The sequence below is a fragment of the Rothia sp. HMSC071F11 genome (assembly GCF_001809115.1).
GTDB lineage: Bacteria > Actinomycetota > Actinomycetes > Actinomycetales > Micrococcaceae > Rothia > Rothia dentocariosa.
Genome location: NZ_KV795756.1, coordinates 603,067 through 620,779, shown reverse-complemented (window position 1 = coordinate 620,779; position 17,713 = coordinate 603,067). Strand labels below are relative to the sequence as shown.

Below are 17,713 nucleotides of genomic sequence, written 5' to 3'. Positions count from 1 at the left end.
GAAACCTGTAGCTGTCCTTCTTGCTCACGTAAAAAGGCTCTTTATCCAAATAAAGCGTATTTTTCACCGCTTGATTTGGATAAAGAGCCTTTTAGCAAGTAGGTAGAAGGGACTATGCCCCCAGAGCCTCCAGACGCTCAATCAGGCGCTTGCCGTGATCCTCACCGATGGCGCGAGCAACAGCGGGGTTATCGGGGTCGCCAGTGGTGCCGTAGCTGTATAGTGGCTCCTCAAGAGGCATACCGGTAAACGCTGCGGTGTTCTCAAACTCGGTCAACGTGGCAGATACGTCGCGTGGCAGCATGGTGCGGTAGACGTCTTCAATAGCGCCAGCGGTTGCAGAGATCAGAAGCTTCTTACCCTGCAAAGCGGTGCCGTTTTCTCCATACGCGAAGCCGTACTCGAAAACGTCGTCAATCCACTGCTTCAGCAGAGAAGAAATTGAATACCACATCACCGGGAACTGCAGAACGATGACGTCTGCTTCCACAAGTGCCTTCTGCTCAGCAGATACGTCAAACTTACCGTTTACACGCAGCTTGTCGAGCTCACGAATCTTGACGTTATCGCCGAACCGTGCCCGCACGGCATCAAGAATAGCCTTGTTAGCGTTAGAAGTCGTAAGGTCAGGGTGCCCCGAAATAATCAGGATATTAGACATAGTCATCCAATCTATTAAACATCAGAATCATGAGCTTGTGAGTGCTGATTCAAGTATAAGCTCAAGTTTGCCACCTTCGTATATTAGCACGCTATTCCCTATGTCTGCCTGTGAACATTATGCCGAATCTAATACATACTGCTAACAAGCTTTTAGTTTTCCAGAAGATGTACGATGCACAACATTACCCATAAAATGCATGACAAATACCTAATGCGATGGCGCCGAAAAAGAAAATAGCAACCGCAATATACTAAGCCCGCAAGGATTCTAACCTAGCGATGAGCTTGGTGCCATGATTCTCACCAATAGCCCGTACCGCTGCGGTATTCCCCGGATCACTTGATGCGCCGTAGCTGAAAATAGGTTCTTCCAACTCCATACCCGTGAAAGCGGCAGTATTCCCAAAATCGGCGTATGTGGTTGTGAGCTCATACGGCAAAGCATCACGGTACATATTCTCGGGAGCTCCCGCAGTCGCAGAAATCAAGAGCTTCTTACCGCGCAGCGCCGTGCCTTGCGGACCGTATGCAAAGCCATACTCGAAAACGTCATCAATCCACTGTTTCAACAAACCCGGCACCGAATACCAGTACACAGGGAACTGAAGCACTACGATATCTGCTTCCGCGAGTGCCTTCCGCTCGGCTGGAACATCGAATTTACCATTCACGTACAGCTTGTCGAGTTCACGCATGTTTATCGCATCGCCAAAATGGTTTTTTACGGCATCAAGAACCGTCTTATTTGCGGTGGAATCTGGCAGGTTCGGGTGACCTGAAATAACAAGAATCTTTGACATGATAAATCCAATCTGTGTGCGATAAACAGGAAAGTTAGGAATCCAATATATCGAGCCTCAAGTAGAGCTGCTAGGTTCCTTGCTTATTTTCACGATTTCTACGCCCTGAGGTGAATAGGTTAAAGAAATATCCGGAACAAGCTATATTCTCCGAGTCTGTGGGAAAGAACTGTTCCGGATATTTCTGTGATATTTATCGAAGGCTGCTGTTACTTTTCCTCGTGAGAAGCACCCTTCAAAGCCCCCATAAGCGGTCCCACAATATCCAGCGGAAGCGGGAAAACAACCGTCGAATTCTGATCAGCACCCAACTCCAAGAGAGTCTGCAAATACCGTAACTGTAACGAAGCCGGTGAATCACTGAGAATGTCAGAAGCCTCCTTAAGTTGAGATGAAGCCTCAAGCTCACCACGTGCCGAAATGATCTTGGCGCGGCGTTCACGCTCAGCCTCAGCCTCACGAGCCATTGCGCGCTGCATAGCCTCAGGAATCTCAATATCCTTGATCTCAACCAGCTCGACTTTAATACCCCACGGGCGGGTGCGTGAATCAATAATGCTCTGCAAATCCGCATTCAAATCATCACGATGCGCCAGCAAAGTATCAAGATCCACACGCCCCAACAGCGAACGTAGCGTAGTCTGAGCGATCTGAGAAGTAGCGATCGGGTAGTTTTCGACCTCAAGTACGGCGTCTTTTGCACTAATCACACGGAAAAGTACTACCGCGTTCACGCGCGCAGGAACGTTATCTTTTGTGATAACTTCCTGCGGGGGAATGGTCAGCGTAATCACACGCATGTCCACGCGCTGCAGCGAATCGATGAGCGGAACCACCAGGTTAATGCCAGGTTTTAGCTCGGAACGCAGATGACCGAAGCGGAAAGAAATACCGCGCTGATATTCAGGGATAACCCGAAGGGTACGAATAATCAGAAAAGCGACGATTACAAGAATCGGAATAACAATCGAAAGAATGGTAAGAGAATCCATCATGTCCTCTAAAGATACGTTGGTAACGGTCAGTGGGAATGACCTGTGTAGATGCGTGATGAGAAAAAATCTAGATGCGGTGACAATACGCACCCCGATCTCTAGGTTACCGATTCATCAACGACGGTACCTTAGAAACCGGGGCGCGCATCCTCACACTAACGAGAGACTTCTTCGAGATTCTGCTCCTGAATAACCTCTGCGGTAGTTTTATGCAGACGTGGGGTAGAAGTCCCCTCGCCGCTCCACGCCGGACGATCAGGATCAATCTGCGAAGAACGCACAGGCAAAGTTGCAGCAGAGATTATCTGCTTACGAGCATCGTCGGTGCGGCGCTTACGCTCATTGCCAATACCGCCCCACTTAGCGGCAAACCTATCCATCTTAACCGCCACCGATTCATCCGCAGTAGACCCAGGAATATGTTTAGGATCTGCCACAAAGTTCTCAGGTGACTTAATGAGCTTGATAGCCAAGGGATAGGTGAGTGATAAGCAAGCCACAATAACGGCGGCTTCCACCAGTAGCTCCAGGGGAGCATGCCAGGCCAGAGCCGTAGCACCCATGATAATAGGACCGAAAAGCGCAACCGTCACGGCAAGACCGCGATGGAACTTACCCGACTCCGAGTAAGGCCACTCATCAACCTCACGCGTAAGTTCACGGCCATTAGACGAGACGGTGCAAGTGTCCTTAATAGGGCAGGTATTGCACACGCTCGGCTTGGCGCGGTAGCGCATCACACGATTATCCGTATCAAACGCTACCGGCCATAGCCACTGATCCTCGGGGCAGAGCCACGCATCGTTACTCTCGTGGTAGGTGAACCCGAAAGTCCGGGATGCCACGAAACGTTGGCTTGTGCGCTTAGCAAGAATATCGAAGCCCCACCCGACGGCGACTAGCCCCAGCGCATAAACGCTGGATAGCCACACCATCAGGGATACTCCGGCAATTTGCTCAGGCATGATAGTCAGCCTCGACGATCGCTACGGTACGGACTGGTCTGTTCGGGAAGCTCGTCAGCAGCCTTAGCACCCGCAAACTCGGCAATACGCTCGTCATCCACCAACTCGTATAGCGGCGGCTCGGGGAGCTCCAGAACGGTTTCCTTGTTCTTCTGTGAGAAGTACGAAGTTATACCCAACCATGCGAGTTTGAGCAGCGGCATGATACCAGCCAAGAAGATCACGTCGCCCGGTAAGCGTAGCCAGTCCATAATCACAGTTGAACCATCGTGAATAAACGCGAAGGAACGGGCCTCGTAGTAGCCTTCACCCACAGACTTATACAACTGAGCGACACCCAGCGGCAGAAGCGAAATGAAGACCATCCAGATCAGGCCGATGTTCAAGGCCCAGAATGAGAACTTCAGCCCCTTCTCAGGCCATTTATTCTCAGGAATCAGGTAACGCAACGCGAACACCGCGAAGGCCAGTGCCAACATACCGTACACGCCCATCATAGAGCCGTGCGCGTGGTTTGCGGTGAGTGCGGTGCCGATTTCGTAGTACGAAACAACCGGCAGGTTGATCAGGAAGCCGAAGACACCTGCGCCCAAGAAGTTCCAGAAGCCTACAGCAATAAGGAACATCACAGCCCAACGATGCGGGAACGGCTTGGTGCGGTTGGAGTACTGGCGAGCCCCCAACTGCATGAAGCCCCACGCCTCAACAGTCAGGAAGGTCAACGGAATAACCTCTGCTGCCGAGAAGAACGCACCGAATGCCATCTGTTCCGAAGGAGTACCAGCGAAGTAGGTGTGGTGCATAGTACCAACCACACCACCGGCGGAGTAGAGCACTGCATCCATCATGATGATGGAGATAGCGATGCGCTCGCGCACCACACCCAAGAGTACGAAGACGTAAGCAACCATCACAGTGGTGAAGAGTTCGAGGAAGTCTTCAACCCACAGGTGCACCACCCAGAAGCGCCAGAACTCGGCGACTGAGAAATGGGTGCGCTGACCAGCGAGCATACCCACGGCGTAGAACATCGGAATTGCCAGACCTGAGAAGAGGAACAACCAAGGCATGGAGGTTTTCTTCCCGCTCTTGAGGCGTGAGCTAAGGGTACGCCAAACAATGACAATCCAGATGAACATACCAGCGGTGAGCAGAATCTGGAAGAAACGCGGCAGATCAAGGTACTCCCACTGCTGCGCAAAGATAGTGTTCTCGGGTATCCAGCCCTTTTGCGAGAACCATTCGTTGAGGAGCGAACCGAGCACCACAATAACCACGGCCACGAAGAGGACGACGGTGAGTAGACCTTGCTTCTTCGGCTCTTTGCGGGTAATAAGCGGGGCAATGAAGATACCACCAGCTAGGAACGCCGCAGCCGTCCAGAAGAGGGAGAGCTGTACGTGCCACGTTCGAGACACGGTGTAGGGCAGTAGCTCACCCATATTGATACCGAAGAACCCGTCTATTTCAACGCGATAGTGCTCAGTGAGAGCGCCCACCAAGGCTTGCAGGAGGAATAGAACAATAATCGTGATGAAGAAGAGTCCAGCTGCTTTCTGGGAGGGGGTGAGCTTAACTTCATCCGGCTGCCGGAAGTCAAGGACTGGGGCTTCTTCGCCATGCCAACCGATGGTGCGCGACCAACGACCATATATGGCAAACAACAAGCCGGTACCGCCAATGAGGGCGATGAGCGATAGAGCCGACCAAACCATGAGGTCTGCAGTAGGTTTATTATCAACGTTTGGTTCTGCGGGCCAGTTATTGGTGTAGGTGTAATCCTGGTTAGGACGCTCGGCGGCCGACGCCCATGCCGTCCACCCAAAGAATGCCGTCAAATCGTGCAGTTCTTCGTCGCTCTTAATAGCGTTAGGGAAAAGACCTAAGGAAGTATCACCACGGGTAAGGGTGTCCTTGTAGTGGTCTGTCATCAAGCTGAAACCCTTGGTCTGTCCTTCGGTCCAGGTAAGGGTTTTGCTGGATTCGTCGTATTTATTCTCGTGACGCCACTCGTTTTTAACGATTTCGCGCGGTTCTTGCTTGCCTTCTGAGCGGTATTTATCAACGGCGGCATCGGTGGTCTTGCGCAGGTATTCTGCGGTGAAGTCCGGACCGATGTACGCACCGTGACCCAGAACGGAGCCGTACTGCTGCAAACCGCGGCTCTGATAGAGCTCCTGACCATGCTGAATCTGCTCAGCAGTTGCGATAACTTTACCGTCATTGCCGACGATCTTATCTGGGAGCGGCATAGAGAGCGCGTAGGTGCGCATCGCCAAGACGGCCATGATGGTAAAGCCCAAGAGCATCACAAACGCTACAGCCTGTACCCAGCCTTTTCCAGCGTAGGCACCGACTGCATCCGTGCGGCGGGTGATCTTGGCGATCTCCCCACGCGTTACGGTTTTCTTAGCCATTTTGATGTGTCTCCAGTGTGCGTGGATTGATTTTTGTTAGTGCTCGCGGTAAGCATCCCCATAATTAGGAAACCCACAGGGGCACTTAGTTTTATTCTTGCATTACGAATACGAATTTAGAAAGTTTACAGACATGGTGTCATTATTATGAAAGAAATTACACAGGTAAAGTAAGAATAGTTCTCATGTTGTGTATTATTTTGATATAATTTAGTGCCTCAGTTTTATGTTTAGGTGAGACTTACCTAAGAATTAAGCAAGGTTTTTGTACTCTAATTTCTGGTGGGGTTCCGTAAGAATATGCATCTGCTTGAAATAATAAGAAAGTAAAGAAAACACTCCATAGGTTTTCATAATATCTTTGCTGATCCCGAGAAAGTTACTACCAGCGTCAAGCCTATAAAATCCGTATGGAATAATAAAGAACGGAGAAAACCACCAGAACCATAAGGAGTTCGGACATGCTGGCGTACAAGGCAGGGCAAAAAGTAGTAACGGGGCTACTGCGCACTGTATTCAGGGCACGGGTGACCGGGCTTGAGCATTTCCCAAAGAAGGGGCCCGTAATTGTGGCATCTAACCATTTATCCTTCCTCGACTCCATTATTATCTCCGCTATGATGCCCCGCCGAGTAGCATTCCTCGCGAAGGCGGAGTACGTAAATACACCAGGTATTCGAGGCAAGGCCATGAAGGCCTTTTTTGAAGCCGTAGACATTATCCCCGTGAACCGCTCCGACCGTTCGGAATCCCTTAAAGCACTCGATCTAGCTCTTGAAAAACTTGAAGAGGGTAAAGTCTTCGGTATCTACCCTGAAGGTACACGATCTCGTGACGGGTTTTTATACCGCGGCAAAATTGGTGTAGCCTGGCTAGCCCATATGACTGGAGCACCAGTAGTTCCTGTGGGTCTTATCGGAACCGAACGTCTGCAGAAGCCCGGCTCAAATATGATTTACCCTCACCGGTTTACCATCCGCGTGGGGGAACCCATGCATTTTGAGAAGACCGGCGAGAAAATGACCGGTAAACAGCGCCGTCAGACCACCGACCACATCATGGATACTATCGCTCAGCTCTCGGGCCAAGCCCGGAAGGACGAATACAACGTTTCGCCCTCCGCCGAGCGTGACGCAGGGTAGCGCTTGCCAGTCTAAAAACGAGTACACTTAACCGCGCATCCTGATTATGGATGCGTGGTTATTTTTCAGTACTACACCGTGAGGAGCGTTCGTGGCAGATCCCCAGAGCTATCGCCCAGCCTCCGGCGATATCCCAACGCACCCCGGTGTATACCGTTTTCGTGATTCCCACGGCAGAGTTATATACGTGGGTAAAGCAAAAAACCTGCGCAACCGACTGAGCAGCTATTTCGTAGCCCCAGAACGGCTGAGCCCGAAAACCTACGCTATGGTGCATACTGCCGCCAGCGTGGAATGGACGGTGGTTGGCAGCGAGCTGGAATCTCTACAGCTTGAATACACCTGGATCAAAGAATACAAACCCCGCTTTAACATAGCGTTCCGCGACGATAAATCTTATCCCTACCTTGCAGTCACAATGCGTGATAAATTCCCGCGAGCGCAGGTCATGCGCGGTGATCGTAAAAAAGGTGTGCGGTACTTTGGTCCTTACTCGCAGGTATGGGCTATTCGCGAAACTTTGGATGCGCTTCTACGCGTATTCCCGGTGCGTACCTGCTCGGCGGGAGTCTTTAAACGTGCCGAAGCATCGGGACGTCCGTGTCTTTTAGGGTATATCGATAAATGCGCAGCCCCGTGTGTAGGGCGTGTGAGCCCCGAAGAACACCGTGAACTAGCAGATGGGCTATGCCGTTTCATGGCAGGGGGCGCCGAAAAATTTATTACCCAGCTTACCCGACGCATGAAAGAAGCTGCAGCCGATATGGACTTCGAACGTGCAGCTGTATTACGTGACGATATTACCGCGCTAACAAAGGCATTTGAACGTAACGCCGTGGTTTTATCGGACTCTGTTGATGCTGATCTTTTCGCCTTTGCTCAGGACGAGTTAGAGGCATCAGTGCAGGTGTTCTTCGTGCGCGGTGGGCGTATTCGAGGCCAACGTGGCTGGATCGTTGAGAAGGTTAATGACGGTGGCGAAACTGAGCTAATAGAGCAGCTTCTCGTTCAGGTTTATGGTGAAATGGCAGCAAATATTGCTAGCGCTGCAGCTTTTGACGAAGATTCCGGGTTAGACGCCACACAACATGAGATCCCCCGACAGATTTTAGTTCCTACTATGCCGGAGAATACCCAGCAGCTTCAGGAATGGCTCTCAGGTATGCGTGGTGCCAAAGTCGATATTGCAGTACCGCAGCGCGGCGATAAAGCGGCACTGATGAAAACGGTCGCCGAGAACGCCCAACATTCCCTGACCTTGCACAAGAGCCGTCGTGCTGGGGATATTACCACCCGTTCAGCGTCGCTCGTGGAGCTCCAAGAAGCCTTAGAGCTTCCGGACCCGCTCATGCGCATCGAATGCTACGATATCTCCCATGTGCAAGGTACTAACGTGGTAGCCTCTATGGTGGTCTTTGAAGACGGCATGCCCACCAAAAGTGCCTACCGTAAATTCTCGATCACAGGGGATGCTGCTCGCGACGACACCGCCAGCATGTATGACGTCATCACCAGGCGATTTAAACGTTATCTCACCGAGCAGCAGCAACGTGCGGAAACACCTTTGTCCTCGGGAGAAGTTACGGCTGATGAGTCGGTACAAGAACCAGCTAAATTTGCGTATCCGCCGAATCTGGTCTTAGTTGATGGCGGCCCACCTCAAGTTGCAGCCGCTCAGTCCGCCTTGAGTGACCTCGGTATTGAGGATATCTACGTGGTAGGTATCGCAAAGCGCCTCGAAGAGCTGTGGTTACCCGACGATGATTTCCCAGTGATTCTGCCCCGTACCTCTGAAGCGCTATACCTTGTGCAGCGTATTCGCGATGAGGCACACCGTTTTGCTATTAGCTTCCACCGCGCAAAACGAGGTAAAGCTATGGTGGCTTCTGCTTTGGACTCTGTGCCCGGCTTAGGCAGTGTCAAGCGTGCAGCGCTTATTAAACATTTTGGGTCGGTTGCTAAAGTACGGAATGCCTCGATTAAAGAACTCCAACAGGTTTCAGGCGTGGGGCCTGCGCTCGCGCAAAAAGTGCATGACCACCTCAACCAAAAGGAAACTGCCTGAGGCAGCACCCCGGGTATTTATGCACAGATAGCCGTCCGCCATAAGGGGTTGTCTAGTATGATGGAGAACTAAAGACAATTCGTATCAAAGGAGAAACTGCATAATGAGTGACGAATTGCTAAATAAATCGCAAAAACCCCAGATATTGGTAATTACCGGTATTTCAGGCGCAGGTCGTAGCACTGTTGCTAATGTCCTTGAGGATGAGGGCTGGTATGTGATTGATAATATTCCGCCACAAATGCTGGAATCGATCGCGGAACTCGTTACGCAGGACGGCGCCAAAGTTCCGAAGGTTGCACTGGGGATTGACGTACGAGCCCGCGCGGTTTTCGACGACTTACCAGCGGCTATTGAAACTCTTCGCAAATCTGACGTTGATTTCTCGATGCTCTTTCTAGACGCCAAAGATGAAACTATCGTGGCTCGCTATGAGGCACAGCGTCGCCCCCATCCGCTTCAAGGAGAAGGTCGCGTACTTGACGGTATACGTGCCGAACGTTCCCTCTTCGAGGGGCTTCGACTCGCCTCTGACCGCACGATTGATACCACGGGCATGAACGTGCACGAGCTTGCACGTACAGTACGCGAGATGTTTGCTGACGGACCGGATAAAAAACTTAACCTTACTGTCATGAGCTTTGGGTTCAAACATGGATCACCCACAGACGCAAATTTCATGGCAGATATGCGCTTTATTCCAAACCCGCACTGGATTCCTGAATTGCGTCCGCTCACCGGACAGGATGCCCCAGTACGTGACTACGTGCTCAGTAACTCTGGGACTGAGGAATTTATCAGCAACTACTTGGAAGCTCTGCGTCCGGTTCTGGAAGGGTACCGTCGCGAAGGAAAATACTACGCCACCATCGCTATAGGATGCACCGGCGGGAAACACCGCTCGGTCGCTGTCACGGAAGAAATCGCTCGGCGCTTGAGCGCGTTCCCTGAAGTTAATGTGCATGTGTTGCATCGTGATAAGGGGCGTGAGTAATGGTACGCATCGGTCATTCACCTGACCTGCCTGTCGGCTCTGACACCCAGGGAATCCCGAAACTACCCGCGTTACCAACTCAGGCTTTACGGCTTCTTAAAAGTACTCACCGCGTTACCAAAGTAACAGCTTTGGGGGGTGGGCATGGACTTTACGGTTCGCTGTCCGCGCTTCGGCATGTCACAACAGATCTAACGGCTATAGTAACGGTTGCCGATGACGGGGGCTCATCGGGCCGCTTGCGTAAAGAGATGGGCGTACTTCCTCCAGGAGATCTGCGTATGGCTCTCTCGGCCCTTTGCGATGATACCGATTGGGGGCGAACGTGGCGAGACGTTATGCAGCATCGTTTTAGCGCGCCCGAGGGGTATAATGATGAGTTTCCTCTTGAATATCACGCCCTTGGAAACCTGCTTATTACGACGCTCTGGCAGCTTCTTGAAGACCCCGTTGCCGGGCTTGACTGGGCGGGAGCTCTGCTCAATGCCCGTGGTCGGGTGCTTCCTATGGCATTGGATCCTATGGTGATTTATGGTACGGTGCTACGGGAACATGCTGGCGGTGGCATCGAACGGGTGCGTATTAGCGGGCAGGTTAACCTCTCAAAAGAAAAGCAAGTGCACGATATTGGGCTTACTCCCAAAGACGCGCGCCCATGTCCGGAAGCGCTAACCGCTATTGAGGAATCCGATTGGGTAATCTTAGGTCCCGGGTCGTGGCGCACCTCCGTTTTGCCGCACTTGCTGTTAGAAGCACAGCGCGATGCTATCTGCCGTACAGAAGCTATGCGCTGTGTGGTTATGAATCTTTCGGATGACGAAGAAACCGCTGGATTCACCCCAGCCGCACATTTAGCACTCTTGAAACGATACGCCCCGAGTCTTCGATTGGACGCGGTCATTGCTGATGACGAAACACCCAAGTCTGTACGTAGCGAACTGGAACGAGAATCAGAATCTATGGGAGCGCGTGTGATGTGGGCACCCGTACGAGCATCAGCTGAAAACAATGTACATAATCCTCTGAAACTTGCAGCGGCGTACCACGAACTATTTTCGTTCAAGTTTTAGAGGTAAGGAGCGTGGAATTTATTTTCTATTTATGCCACCTCAAGATACACCGTTTCTCTAAGTAGAGCGTGTAGCATAGCTGAGTGCATTATCAGCACATCACATCATACGAACCTCACGGTGGGAAGGAACAACAATGGCTCTTACCGCGCTCGTTAAGGATGAGCTGGCCAGATACGAAACGAGCAAAGCATCAGTACGTAAGGCGGAAATTTCGACTATTCTGCGCTTTACTGGTGGTTTGCACATCGTTTCTGGGCGGATTGTTGTTGAGGCAGAAGTTGATTCCGAACAGACCGCGTTACGCATGCAGCAAACCATTGCTGAAATATACGGGCATGAGGCTGAGATAACTAGCGTCAGCGGTGGCGGTTTACGCCGCGGCGGGCGTTATATAGTGCGTGTTGACGCCGGGGGAGAAGCACTTGCTCGACAAACCGGTCTTTTAGATTTGCGCGGCCGCCCGGTGCGGGGGCTGCCGCCTGCTGTTGTCAATGGCTCCGTTCAGGACGCCGAAGCGGTCATGCGTGGTGCTTTCTTGGCACATGGATCGCTCACAGAACCTGGTCGCTCATCAGCAATCGAATTTACATGCCCGGGGCCGGAAGCAGCGCTTGCTCTTGTGGGAGCGGCCCGGCGTTTGGAAATTATTGCTAAAGCGCGTGAGGTTCGTGGAGTGGATCGTGTTGTGGTTCGCGATGGCGAGACTATAGCCCGGCTTTTGGAGCGTATGGGGGCTCAGGACGCCCTTAAAGCGTGGCGCGAGCAGCGTACCCGTAAGGAAGTTCGGGCGACCGCGAACCGTCTGGCAAACTTTGATGATGCAAACCTGCGTCGTTCTGCTCAGGCAGCTGTGGCCGCGGGTGCCCGTGTAGAACGTGCTTTGGAGATCCTGGGAGACGATGTTCCAGATCATCTGCGCTATGCGGGCGAACTGCGTGCCATGAATAAGCAAGCCTCTTTGGACGAGCTGGGACGTATGGCAGATCCTCCTCTGACGAAGGATGCGATCGCTGGACGTATTCGTCGTTTGCTAGTCATGGCCGATAAACGTGCAAAAGAATTGGGGATTCCTGGAACTGAACTCCCGAAGTCTTCATAAGTAATTGTCGTGTCAAGGGCAGGTTATCTGGACTCTCTACAGATAACCTGCCCTTCTGTTGCGTAAAAAATCTTTTATAGATAAGGGCAAGCTAATCCTACTTTGATGTGGTGGCGCGTGGGGTCGTGCGCTCTTTTACAGAAGAGAAGGTTCTAAGTATAAAGTCTTTATATGTATTTTGTCTTAGTTTGACATCAGTTGCGTTTGAGTAGCTACAACCATATCCCAACATATAGAGCCACTGAACTCAACGTAAAACAACAGAAAACAAAGGGTTTTTGGTAAATTTTGTAAGGTAAATCACAAAAATACCCGATAAAAACACACCCAAACGCACATAAACTAAGGTACGATTATAACAACACCGGCGGACACGTAACCAGCGTGAGACGAAAAACTCTAGAGACTCTTGCATGAGACCCATGAACAATGGCTCTAGTCCGTCAAACTCAATGCACTGACAAGGAGATACTCCAGTGACTGTACGCGTAGCTATTAATGGTTTTGGTCGCATCGGCCGCACTTTCTTCCGCGCCGCACGCGCTGAGGCTGAGGGCTTTGAGATCGTAGCAATCAATGATCTTACCGACCCGAAGACTCTTGCCAACTTACTTAAGTATGATTCCATTATGGGTCGTCTGGGGGCCGACGTAGAGGTCAAGGACGATGCATTGGTTGTTGACGGTAAAGAGATCAAGATTCTTGCTGAGCGCAATCCTGCAGATCTTCCCTGGAAGGACCTCGGCGTAGATGTCGTGCTTGAGTCTACCGGTTTCTTCACCGAAGGTTCAAAAGCACAGGCGCACATTGATGCCGGCGCTAAGAAGGTTATTATTTCTGCACCCGGCAAGAACATTGACGGTACCTTCGTGATGGGCGTGAACGACGAGCAGTACGATCCGCAGAACCACCACATTGTCTCCAATGCATCCTGCACTACCAACTGCCTGGCTCCTTTGGCAAAGGTTCTCAACGATTCCTTTGGTATTGAAAAGGGTCTGATGACTACTATCCACGCATACACTGCTGACCAGCGTCTGCAGGATGCTCCCCACTCCGACCTACGCCGTGCACGTGCAGCAGCTGTCAACATGGTTCCCACCTCCACCGGTGCGGCAGCAGCAGTTGGCCTCGTGCTTCCCGAGCTCAAGGGTAAACTGGACGGTTTCGCAGTTCGCGTTCCTACCATTACCGGCTCCATTACCGACCTTACCTTCACCGCATCCCGCGAGGTTACTAAGGAAGAAGTTAATGCGGCTCTGAAGGCTGCAGCCGAGGGTCCGATGAAGGGCATCATCAAGTACAGCGAGGATCCCATCGTATCGAAGGACATTGAGGGCGAAGGAATCTCCACTATCTTCGATGCGCCGCTGACCAAGGTTATTGGCGACCAAGTGAAGGTTATCGCTTGGTACGACAACGAGTATGGTTATGTATCCCGCTTGGTAATGTTCACCAACAAGGTTGTGGCTTCTCTCTAAACCTATCTACGCAAGGATAGCTACTTTACGAGCTGACGAGGAGACCCCCAATTCTACAGCATGTTTTTACCGTAGAGTTGGGGGTTTTCTTGTACCACGAAGTAAAAAATGAGGCGTGTATGTATGGAATATCGGTAGAACTTGCCTAAACCACCATCCGCGCCGCACCAGGCTAAAACTTGGTCATTTCAGCAGACTTACGGCTGTGTGACCACCAGACTTCTGTATTATTGAAAATACACACATCCCCACTAATGTAGGAGGAATTTCCCATGGCTAAGGCACTTGCAGAGCTGCTTGATGAAGGCGTAACGGGGCGTTACGTGCTGGTTCGTTCCGATCTTAACGTTCCCCTAAAAGACGGCGTGGTAACCGATGACGGTCGTGTGCGCGCATCCCTGCCTGTTATTGAAAAATTGGCTAAAGCTGGTGCTCGCGTTATTGTAACCGCGCATCTTGGGCGCCCCAAGGGTCAGGTAGATCCCCAGTATTCGATTGCTCCCGCAGCTGCACGCCTTGCCGAGCTTGCATCCGTTCCTGTAAAGGTAGCGACAGATCTTGTGGGTGAGGACGCAAAGGCGAAGGCTGCGGATCTCAAAGACGGTGAAGTCCTTGTTCTTGAGAACGTGCGTTACGATGCGCGTGAAACTTCTAAGGACGATGCAGAGCGTGGTGCATTTGCAGATGAGCTCGTTGCTCTCACCGGTAAAAATGGCGCATATGTGGATGACGCATTCGGTGCTGTTCACCGCAAGCATGCGTCAGTCTACGATGTGGCAAAGCGTCTTCCCGCGTACCTTGGCGACCTTGTTAAGAAGGAAGTTGATGTTCTCTCAAAGGCTCTCAATAATCCTGAGCGCCCCTTTGTTGTCGTCATGGGCGGTGCGAAGGTCTCTGATAAGCTCGCCGTGATCGACAACCTGATTGGCAAGGCAGACTCCATTCTTATTGGTGGCGGCATGGGATATACTTTCGCCTATGCGCAGGGTTACGAGGTCGGTAATTCCCTGCTTGAAAAAGACCAGGTTGAGACTGTAAAGCGTTATCTAGAAGAAGCTCCCAAGAAGGGAACTGAAATCGTGACCGCTGTTGATGTCGTCTGGGCTGATGACTTCTCGGCAGAGGCTAACACTGAGATTCGACCCGTCGAAGATCTCACCGGCGGTAAACTCGGCGCCGAAGCAGAAGGTCTGGATATTGGGCCGAAGACTCGTGAGCTTTTCGCAGAAAAAATTAAGAATGCGAAGACTATTTTCTGGAACGGCCCGGTAGGCGTTTTTGAACTTGCTCCCTTTGCCGGTGGTACGAAGGCCGTTGCGGAGGCAATTGTTGAGTCTGATGCATTCTCCATCATTGGTGGTGGCGACTCTGCATCGGCTGTGCGCAACCTTGGCTTTGCTGACGAACAGTTCGGACACATCTCTACGGGTGGCGGTGCATCGCTCGAATACATTGAGGGTAAGACCCTGCCAGGTTTGGACGCTCTAGGCGCATAACTCTTATTGCGCTGCCGCTAGGAAAACGCACCCGGCTCTCAACCTCAAGGACGTGCCGGGTGCGTTCCTATATGCTCATAGATAGATAGCCATAACCCACATCGCAAGGATGCATTCCATGGGATTTTTCTCTAAATACTTTGGTTCCCGCGAAGCTACAACAGTCGCAGACTATGAACGTGAAGTGCGGCAAGAAAGACAGGCATCCGCTCAAAATCTGAAAGAGCCTCGGAAGATGGGCGAAGCTAAAGTCGCATCAGCTTCAGAACATCCGGATTATTTGTATGGTGCCTCTGCTGATAACCCGTCAGAATTTTGGGAGAACTCGGCAGCTGATCGGGACCACAAACTGACTATCACCATGCTGCAAGCACAAAAATCTAGAGATCTTATTCAGACACTAGCAACTGACCTTGAAGATCACCTGGACGAGCTCCCTAGTTATCTAGAGAAAACCGTGACGGAGCTTCATCAAAAAACTACTCAAGCGCTCCTGAGCTACTACACTTATAACGCTGCGTGGGAGATAAACCCACAAAACCCAGAATTTGCCGAATATTATTTTCCGAGTTATAACGCTGCATACGATATTGTAAAAGTTGCTTACCGGTGTCTGCAGAATAATATCTGGACTACAACTAATATCTCAGGGCAAAAACACGAGATGATACGTATCTTATCTGAACGTGCACAAGATACGGCGCAGATTATTCCAGAGATTATGCCAACAGTTATAGATTCCCCGGTAGTCATGGCTCCATCAGACGCATTTCTTATTTCTGTAGAAGAACGTCAGAGCATTCTGAAGACAGGACAGCGTGTTGCCCAAGAAGCGATAGTACGCGCCCAGCACCTTGCCCAAAAGGCTAAGTCACAACCTGAAACGGGACTCTATAATCTAGCACTCGCGTATGAATCGGGCGCCTCAGATCTTGTACTTGCCCTTGAAAACTATGCAGACTGTGCGCGGGAAAGTCAACTGCTGCATGTGGATTTTGTTACTGCTTTTCGTCAAGTAGTAAGAATTTTGCGGGAGACTTCTGGCGATGAACAGTACGTTCATATACTCGAATATCTCGCGAGATTAGAGTCTATATCGATAAGAGCATTGGAATATTACTCTCTTGCTGACGACGCTGATACTGTGCTCTACCTTCTGGATCTTGTGCATTCGGATGTTCCTGAACAGACCTTTACAGAGATTTTGGGCTGTTTGCTTGAACCGTACCGGCGCTACCTCACAATGCTGCTGACTCAGTGGGATATCTATGCTCTAGGAAATTTTGCTCCGCTTATGGTAGCGACCTATGCGATGTATACCCATGCGCGTATATGTTATGAGGAAGCATTGGCTGAGAATGGAAATACCCTACAGGCCTGGAGCCTCGCCCACAGCGCTCATGAGGCGATCGTGATGGCGCATCGTTATGCGTACACTGATTACTGTGAGATGTTTCAAGATTACGACGAAGAAGAACTTGATGCTCTAATACTGCAGAACATGTCGGAAAATACTCGGGAATTCTTCATACAGGAGACAGAACAAATGGCAAACGCCTGGAAACTTGATCTGTAGCTTTTCGGAGTAGGCCTGACTAGCCTAAAAATCCAGATAAAACCTAGAGCATTTAGTGTTTTTTGAGTGATCAAACCATTAAAATAGAAGATAGAAATTTCCGAATCTATACCCTGATTTTTTGGGGGATTGGAGCGAAAATATGTCGCGCAAACCGCTGATCGCCGGTAACTGGAAGATGAATCTTAACCATGCTGAAGCCGTTACGTTGGTTCAGAAGCTAGCATGGACTCTTGATGATTCGAATTTTGATTTTACAAAGACTGAAGTAGCGGTATTCCCTCCCTTTACCGATATTCGCTCCGTACAAACCCTCATTGAAGGTGACAAACTGAGTATTGAGTATGGCGGTCAGGATCTTTCTGTACATGAATCCGGTGCGTATACCGGAGAGATCTCTGGTGCTTTTTTGCAAAAACTTGGTGCGAAATACGTTCTCGTAGGACACTCTGAGCGTCGCACTTACCATCACGAAAGTGATGAACTATGCGCTGCTAAGGTACAGGCTGCTTACACCTATGATTTGACTCCGGTACTGTGCGTTGGTGAAGCTCTGGAAGTTCGTGAGGCTGGCACTCATGTGGACTTTACCCTTGAGCAGCTTCGCGGTTCTATTGCAGGCTTGAGCGCCAAGCAAGCAGAAACTCTCGTGGTTGCGTATGAACCTGTATGGGCAATTGGCACTGGTAAGGTCGCAACTGCTGATGATGCGCAGGAAATGTCTGCGGCTATACGTGCTGAATTTGAAAAGCTCTACTCCGCAGACGTTGCTCAGAAGGTTCGTATTCTCTACGGTGGATCGGTTAAGTCTTCTTCTGCACCCTCTATTATGGGGAAAGAAGACGTGGATGGTGTGCTGGTAGGCGGCGCATCCCTTCAGGCTGAAGAGTTTGCAGCAATTGCGCGTTTTGATGCATAGCTAAGCAGCAATTCGTACTTAAAGGCGT

The 17,713-nt window shown here is 50.9% G+C and carries 14 protein-coding genes; 9 read left to right on the top strand and 5 right to left on the bottom strand.

Annotated features, from left to right (window positions below):
• Nucleotides 1–112: 112 nt before the first annotated feature.
• The 5 genes from HMPREF2554_RS07065 to HMPREF2554_RS07045 all read right to left on the bottom strand — a co-directional run bounded on the left by HMPREF2554_RS07065 (nucleotide 113) and on the right by HMPREF2554_RS07045 (nucleotide 5,840).
• Nucleotides 113–667, bottom strand: coding sequence for an NAD(P)H-dependent oxidoreductase (locus tag HMPREF2554_RS07065; RefSeq protein ID WP_013399009.1), 555 nt, complete (start codon nucleotides 665–667; stop codon nucleotides 113–115).
• A 247-nt stretch (nucleotides 668–914) separates the two neighbouring features.
• Nucleotides 915–1,463 (bottom strand): NAD(P)H-dependent oxidoreductase, encoded by a 549-nt coding sequence (locus HMPREF2554_RS07060; protein ID WP_013399010.1) that lies wholly within the window; start codon nucleotides 1,461–1,463, stop codon nucleotides 915–917.
• A 209-nt stretch (nucleotides 1,464–1,672) separates the two neighbouring features.
• Entirely contained in the window at nucleotides 1,673–2,455 is a 783-nt protein-coding gene (locus HMPREF2554_RS07055) for a slipin family protein (RefSeq protein WP_041321775.1), read from the bottom strand.
• Between the two features lie 158 nt (nucleotides 2,456–2,613).
• Complete coding sequence (locus HMPREF2554_RS07050; protein WP_013399012.1) at nucleotides 2,614–3,423, bottom strand: transposase; 810 nt, start codon at nucleotides 3,421–3,423, stop codon at nucleotides 2,614–2,616.
• Between the two features lie 5 nt (nucleotides 3,424–3,428).
• Nucleotides 3,429–5,840: a nitric-oxide reductase large subunit gene (locus HMPREF2554_RS07045; protein ID WP_013399013.1), complete on the bottom strand. Its 2,412-nt coding sequence runs from the start codon at nucleotides 5,838–5,840 to the stop codon at nucleotides 3,429–3,431.
• Between the two features lie 461 nt (nucleotides 5,841–6,301).
• On the opposite strand from HMPREF2554_RS07045, the gene HMPREF2554_RS07040 reads away from it, so the two are divergent.
• The 9 genes from HMPREF2554_RS07040 (at nucleotide 6,302) to tpiA (ending at nucleotide 17,685) form a co-directional block, all read left to right on the top strand.
• A complete protein-coding gene (locus HMPREF2554_RS07040) occupies nucleotides 6,302–6,982 on the top strand; it encodes a lysophospholipid acyltransferase family protein (protein ID WP_070554448.1) in 681 nt (226 codons plus the stop codon).
• Between the two features lie 91 nt (nucleotides 6,983–7,073).
• Complete coding sequence (gene uvrC / locus HMPREF2554_RS07035) at nucleotides 7,074–9,047, top strand: excinuclease ABC subunit UvrC (RefSeq protein ID WP_013399015.1); 1,974 nt, start codon at nucleotides 7,074–7,076, stop codon at nucleotides 9,045–9,047.
• A 103-nt stretch (nucleotides 9,048–9,150) separates the two neighbouring features.
• Nucleotides 9,151–10,041: an RNase adapter RapZ gene (gene rapZ, locus HMPREF2554_RS07030; RefSeq protein WP_013399016.1), complete on the top strand. Its 891-nt coding sequence runs from the start codon at nucleotides 9,151–9,153 to the stop codon at nucleotides 10,039–10,041.
• On the top strand, nucleotides 10,041–11,111 hold the full coding sequence (yvcK, locus tag HMPREF2554_RS07025) for a gluconeogenesis factor YvcK family protein (protein ID WP_004004599.1): 1,071 nt from the start codon (nucleotides 10,041–10,043) through the stop codon (nucleotides 11,109–11,111). Before rapZ ends, yvcK begins: the two co-directional genes overlap by 1 nt.
• 136 nt (nucleotides 11,112–11,247) lie before the next feature.
• Nucleotides 11,248–12,213 carry a DNA-binding protein WhiA gene (gene whiA, locus HMPREF2554_RS07020; RefSeq protein ID WP_004004600.1) on the top strand — a complete coding sequence of 322 codons (966 nt, stop codon included), beginning with the start codon at nucleotides 11,248–11,250 and terminating at the stop codon, nucleotides 12,211–12,213.
• Nucleotides 12,214–12,689: 476 nt separating this feature from the next.
• A complete protein-coding gene (gap, locus tag HMPREF2554_RS07015) occupies nucleotides 12,690–13,694 on the top strand; it encodes a type I glyceraldehyde-3-phosphate dehydrogenase (RefSeq protein WP_013399017.1) in 1,005 nt (334 codons plus the stop codon).
• Nucleotides 13,695–13,966: 272 nt separating this feature from the next.
• Nucleotides 13,967–15,190, top strand: coding sequence for a phosphoglycerate kinase (gene pgk / locus HMPREF2554_RS07010; RefSeq protein ID WP_013399018.1), 1,224 nt, complete (start codon nucleotides 13,967–13,969; stop codon nucleotides 15,188–15,190).
• Nucleotides 15,191–15,308: 118 nt separating this feature from the next.
• A complete protein-coding gene (locus HMPREF2554_RS07005) occupies nucleotides 15,309–16,766 on the top strand; it encodes a hypothetical protein (protein WP_013399019.1) in 1,458 nt (485 codons plus the stop codon).
• Between the two features lie 142 nt (nucleotides 16,767–16,908).
• On the top strand, nucleotides 16,909–17,685 hold the full coding sequence (tpiA, locus tag HMPREF2554_RS07000) for a triose-phosphate isomerase (RefSeq protein ID WP_013399020.1): 777 nt from the start codon (nucleotides 16,909–16,911) through the stop codon (nucleotides 17,683–17,685).
• Nucleotides 17,686–17,713 lie beyond the last annotated feature (28 nt).

Excerpts from the sequence above, each read along its gene's own strand:
- HMPREF2554_RS07065 (WP_013399009.1), bottom strand. The coding sequence starts at position 667 with ATGACTATGTCTAATATCCTGATTATTTCGGGGCACCCTGACCTTACG.
- tpiA (WP_013399020.1), top strand. The coding sequence starts at position 16,909 with ATGTCGCGCAAACCGCTGATCGCCGGTAACTGGAAGATGAATCTTAAC.
- rapZ (WP_013399016.1), top strand. The coding sequence starts at position 9,151 with ATGAGTGACGAATTGCTAAATAAATCGCAAAAACCCCAGATATTGGTA.
- HMPREF2554_RS07050 (WP_013399012.1), bottom strand. The coding sequence starts at position 3,423 with ATGCCTGAGCAAATTGCCGGAGTATCCCTGATGGTGTGGCTATCCAGC.
- yvcK (WP_004004599.1), top strand. The coding sequence starts at position 10,041 with ATGGTACGCATCGGTCATTCACCTGACCTGCCTGTCGGCTCTGACACC.
- HMPREF2554_RS07045 (WP_013399013.1), bottom strand. The coding sequence starts at position 5,840 with ATGGCTAAGAAAACCGTAACGCGTGGGGAGATCGCCAAGATCACCCGC.
- HMPREF2554_RS07055 (WP_041321775.1), bottom strand. The coding sequence starts at position 2,455 with ATGGATTCTCTTACCATTCTTTCGATTGTTATTCCGATTCTTGTAATC.
- HMPREF2554_RS07040 (WP_070554448.1), top strand. The coding sequence starts at position 6,302 with ATGCTGGCGTACAAGGCAGGGCAAAAAGTAGTAACGGGGCTACTGCGC.
- HMPREF2554_RS07060 (WP_013399010.1), bottom strand. The coding sequence starts at position 1,463 with ATGTCAAAGATTCTTGTTATTTCAGGTCACCCGAACCTGCCAGATTCC.
- HMPREF2554_RS07005 (WP_013399019.1), top strand. The coding sequence starts at position 15,309 with ATGGGATTTTTCTCTAAATACTTTGGTTCCCGCGAAGCTACAACAGTC.
- pgk (WP_013399018.1), top strand. The coding sequence starts at position 13,967 with ATGGCTAAGGCACTTGCAGAGCTGCTTGATGAAGGCGTAACGGGGCGT.
- whiA (WP_004004600.1), top strand. The coding sequence starts at position 11,248 with ATGGCTCTTACCGCGCTCGTTAAGGATGAGCTGGCCAGATACGAAACG.